We start from the raw sequence: 4216 nt of genomic DNA on the forward strand, positions 1-4216 counted from the left end.
AAATGCAGGATTTCTAAATTTACATCTTTTGTATCAACGCTATAAATTCCACGTGGCTTGAGGGGTCAGCATGGATAAATTTTGGTATTTTATAAATGCCTCGTATGTGGGAATGGGTCAATTAATTTTTTAATCTATAGCATTCTAGCCACTTTAATTAATAAAAAATGTTTTTTATAAGTGAAACGGAAGTCCTGCTAAGGTTTCAGCAAAAACTCTCACACATGAATAAACTGCTGTCATTTGCATAGCAGTAAATTCGTTGATATTCCTTCCCGCTGGTGTTCTCCCAAATAAAAAAGAGGATGAAGATATCCTCTCCACGTCTTTAGGTTTGTCTCTCGACTCACCTGTGCCCTTATGGGGAAATATTCAATTCAAAATGTTTATATTACCACCTTCTAAACTTAAGTATAAGAAAAGCACCTACTTTTGTAGATGCTCTAATCTCACTATCATTGATTTAGCCATAATTCTTTAATTGGTAAGGCTACCTTTTCAAAAAAATCTGTTTTGCTTTTTCTGCTACCTGGATGGTATGTTCTAACTATAATCTTATTTTTATAAATTAAAAAGCTAAAATAATCAGAAACATAAGTCCAATCACTAGTATTTAAATCTAGAATATCTTGAATAAATATATCTCCTGTTCCTCCACAAATGATAATATCTGGGTGATATATTTCAAGTTGTTTTTTTATAAACTCCTTATCAGTTTTTGCAAATTTATCTATCTCAGAATTATGAGCTGTTCCACCTCCAGGTGTTTTCTTTAAATTAATTACAGAAATAGGAGCAAGATATTTTTTTCTTTCTTTTTCTCCTATATAGTCAATTTTATCATAATCTTTGCCATATAATATATTAGCAATCCATCTTGAAGTATTATTCCATGTTTTACCGACTTCTGCACCTTTTCTTAGAAAATTCATTAAATCAAGGCTATTTTTAGCATTTACTTCTTTTAAGATAACTGTAATTTTTGGTCTTGCAAAAACATATGAATTAACATTTACTAAGCCATCTGGAACAAATTCTTTATGCTTTGCTTTCCACTCATAGAAGAGCTTAGTCTCTTCTTTTTTTTAATTTAATGCAATAAAATAATCTCTAAGATATAAGTGCAAAACAAATGCCTTAGGTGTAATATAGCTAAAGGATTGTAAATACTTTTTAATAATATTATCTTTTATGTTTAAATCAGTATTCTTGCCAAAAGATATGTCGTTGGCTAATTTAGCAGATTCTTCAGCTGAGTATCCATTGTTTTTTAAATAAAGAAAAATATCTTCCCTAGTTCTTGGAAATTTGGGATTTAAAGTCTTCTTAACCTCTACATATGCTTTTCTAGTTAATCTTAATATAGCCGAAAGTTCTACCATTTTCCCAAAACTTTTTATTTCATCCAATACTTCTATATTATCATCAAGAAAAAATCTCATTATATCTTTTAAATCCTGTTTTTTAGGATTTAAACTTAATAAAAAATCATCTACGTCTATTTGTTTTATCAAATCCGTACCAAGAAAATTATCAGCAAAACTATCTTTGAATGTAATGATTGTTGATCCATAAGAAATTTCCTCGGCATTCCAAGAAATTATTCTAGATTTAAATGGATAAATATTTCCTATTAAATCTTTAACTACGTCGCTGTGTTTCTCATAGAGATACAATCTAAAGGCATTATTACTTTTTAAATTTAAAATATATTCTCCTGTAATATCAAATCCATCTCTATGAAAACCATCTTTCTTAGGCAGATCTACGCCATAAGATGCAGAATTATCAAATATAATAGTTTTTTTATTCGGTTCATAATAATGGGCAGGCATGGGATTTATATACTCTAACTCTAAAAGATAAAGTGAGAGCAGTCCTATTGGGAAAATATAAACATTTTGACCTTTATAAATTTCTTTAATTTTTAAAAGAATTTCAATCTGCTTAAACCAATCATTCTTGTCAAAATATCCTAGTTCGCTTTCTACCCTATCTTTTACATACTTATTATTAGGATATTTTTCTTGTGCAGCTTTTCTAACTAATTCTCTAATATTCATAAAAACCTCCTTGTTTTCTTTGCTACACATATAAACTTTTTTAAGGATAAAAAACTCTACCTGTTTAATCTTTTTTATTTATTTAATTATACCCATATTAAAAAACAATCAACCCTCTATCATCATAAACCGATTCACTTGTATCATTCCCGCACCTTATTGCTCTATCTAAAGCCATAATTGTAGCTATAACTCTATCTATTTTTTCTGTAGATTTTCCCTTATCTGCCTTTTTATATTTCCTGCTGGATCTGTTCGTAAAAATATGTTGTCCGTCATCTATCTTAAAACTGGGTGTCCTGCATGGGCTATTTTTCTATCCACATGACTTGAGTGGTCAGCATCGATAATTTTCCAAGTTTTTCAAAATCCTCGTATGTGAGAATATATCAATCAATGCTAATACTATTAAGGTCTTAAAGCCGTAATAGGTATTACGTAAACATCATCATCTCTTTTATAAGCAAAAGGTGCTTGTCTTGTTTTAATTCAAGTATTTGTCCATTTTTTATTCAAGTATTTGATTGTTTACTGTTATATCTTTTTATCATTACAATATATTTAATTAACAAGCCCTTACAATATGAAATGACCCCCTTAAGTTAGTTTTTAGGTCTAACTTTTGGGGGTCAGTTCAAATTTTATAGTCGCACTTTTTTCTAATGTCTTAACTTTATTTAGCTCTTTCAAGGCTTGGGAAGTAGCTTTTTGTATTATTAACTATCCTTACTAAAAGTAGCATTACAGGAACTTCTGTAAGAACCCCTACAGTTGATGCAAGAACAACAGGAGAATCTACACCAAATAGGGCTATGCCTACAGCCACTGAAAGTTCAAAAAAGTCAGATGCTGCTATTAAAGAAGCTGGTGCTGCTATCTCATGAGGTAGTTTGCTTACTTTACTTACCAAATATGTTAGAGAGAATGAAATCACATTTTGAAGTATTAGTGGAACTGCTATTAAAACTACATAAAGTGGATGTTTTACTATCATATCACCTTGGAAAGTAAATATAATAACGAGGGTAAGAAGAAGTCCTATAGTAGTTACTCCGTCAAACTTTTTTATAAAGTTATTTTCCAGGTAATCTTTTCCCTTATTTTTTATTATAAAGTACCTTGATAAAAACCCTCCTACTAAAGGAATTACAACAAAAAGTACTAATGACATTAATAGAACATCCATTGGTAGACTTATTCCCTTTAAACCTAAAAGGAGCTGTACAAGTGGTACAAATAGGAAGATTATCAAGATGTCATTTACCGATATCTGTACAAGAGTTTGCGCTGGGTCTCCATTGGTAAGACTGCTCCACACAAATACCATGGCTGTACATGGGGCTGTACCTAAAAGTACTGCTCCTATAACAAAATCATTGGCAAGATCAACAGGTATTAACTGTCTAAATACATAATGGAAGAAAAGTGTAGACAGACCAAACATTAAAAATGGTTTGATTCCCCAGCTTGCTATTGTAGAAATAATTATACCTTGTGGATGTTTTCCTACATTTTTTAGTGAATTAAAGTCTATTCTAACCATCATAGGGTATATCATAAGCCACATTAAAACTGTTAAGATTATATTTTGTCCCTTAAATTCCAATGACTGTAAGAAAGATTGGACAGATGGCATAAATCTAGCAATCAAAATACCTGCAGCCATGCAGAGTAAAACCCATATACTTAAATATTTTTCAAAAAAACTAATTTTTTCGTTTGTTTCTTTCACCAATTTCACCTCTTTTTATCTGCCTATTGTTATAATAGGTCTTTTAAATTGTCTTCTTTTAAATCTTCTGGAATCCACTCAACAAGGGCTGTGTTAGATTGAGATGTTTCATCTATTGTCTTGATCCACTCTTTTTCTTGATCGGCCCTAGCTTTTAAAATCTCGTTTTGGCTGCCACTTGCAAAGTAGCTCGAATTGATGATCCACCATTTATTAAAGATTTCTGCCCTATCTAGGTCTTCCTTAAGTCTTTTTGCTTCATAGTAAGGAGTTGCTTCTGCTAGTGCTATAATTAGAACCTCTGTATAATCCTTGTCCTTAAGCCTTGGAAGTAGCTTCTTTACTGATTCAGGTACATCTCCCTGGCTTCTTGAAATTTCCCTATTATAGCTTTCAGTTGATTCTAAAAGAAGAATTGTAT

4 protein-coding genes and 1 pseudogene are annotated in these 4216 nt (G+C 30.9%); all 5 read right to left on the minus strand.

Going from position 1 to position 4216, the window contains the following annotated elements:
• Positions 1 to 455: 455 nt before the first annotated feature.
• Positions 456 to 932, minus strand: coding sequence for a hypothetical protein (locus RQ893_RS08375; RefSeq protein ID WP_311482563.1), 477 nt, complete (start codon positions 930 to 932; stop codon positions 456 to 458).
• 153 nt (positions 933 to 1085) lie between these two features.
• Positions 1086 to 2063: a hypothetical protein gene (locus RQ893_RS08380; RefSeq protein WP_311482564.1), complete on the minus strand. Its 978-nt coding sequence runs from the start codon at positions 2061 to 2063 to the stop codon at positions 1086 to 1088.
• A gap of 97 nt (positions 2064 to 2160) precedes the next feature.
• Positions 2161 to 2387, minus strand: a pseudogene (locus RQ893_RS08385) (terminase TerL endonuclease subunit); the annotation flags it as partial.
• Between the two features lie 349 nt (positions 2388 to 2736).
• Complete coding sequence (gene arsB, locus RQ893_RS08390) at positions 2737 to 3798, minus strand: ACR3 family arsenite efflux transporter (RefSeq protein ID WP_399523591.1); 1062 nt, start codon at positions 3796 to 3798, stop codon at positions 2737 to 2739.
• Positions 3799 to 3824: 26 nt separating this feature from the next.
• Positions 3825 to 4216: ArsA-related P-loop ATPase (locus RQ893_RS08395; protein WP_311482566.1), on the minus strand; the 392-nt coding region annotated here is incomplete at its 5' end.

This window comes from uncultured Anaerococcus sp., from assembly GCF_963510915.1.
Lineage (GTDB): Bacteria > Bacillota > Clostridia > Tissierellales > Peptoniphilaceae > Anaerococcus.

Coding starts and splice junctions, on each gene's coding strand:
- RQ893_RS08380 (WP_311482564.1), bottom strand. CDS start 2,063: ATGAATATTAGAGAATTAGTTAGAAAAGCTGCACAAGAAAAATATCCT.
- RQ893_RS08375 (WP_311482563.1), bottom strand. CDS start 932: ATGAATTTTCTAAGAAAAGGTGCAGAAGTCGGTAAAACATGGAATAAT.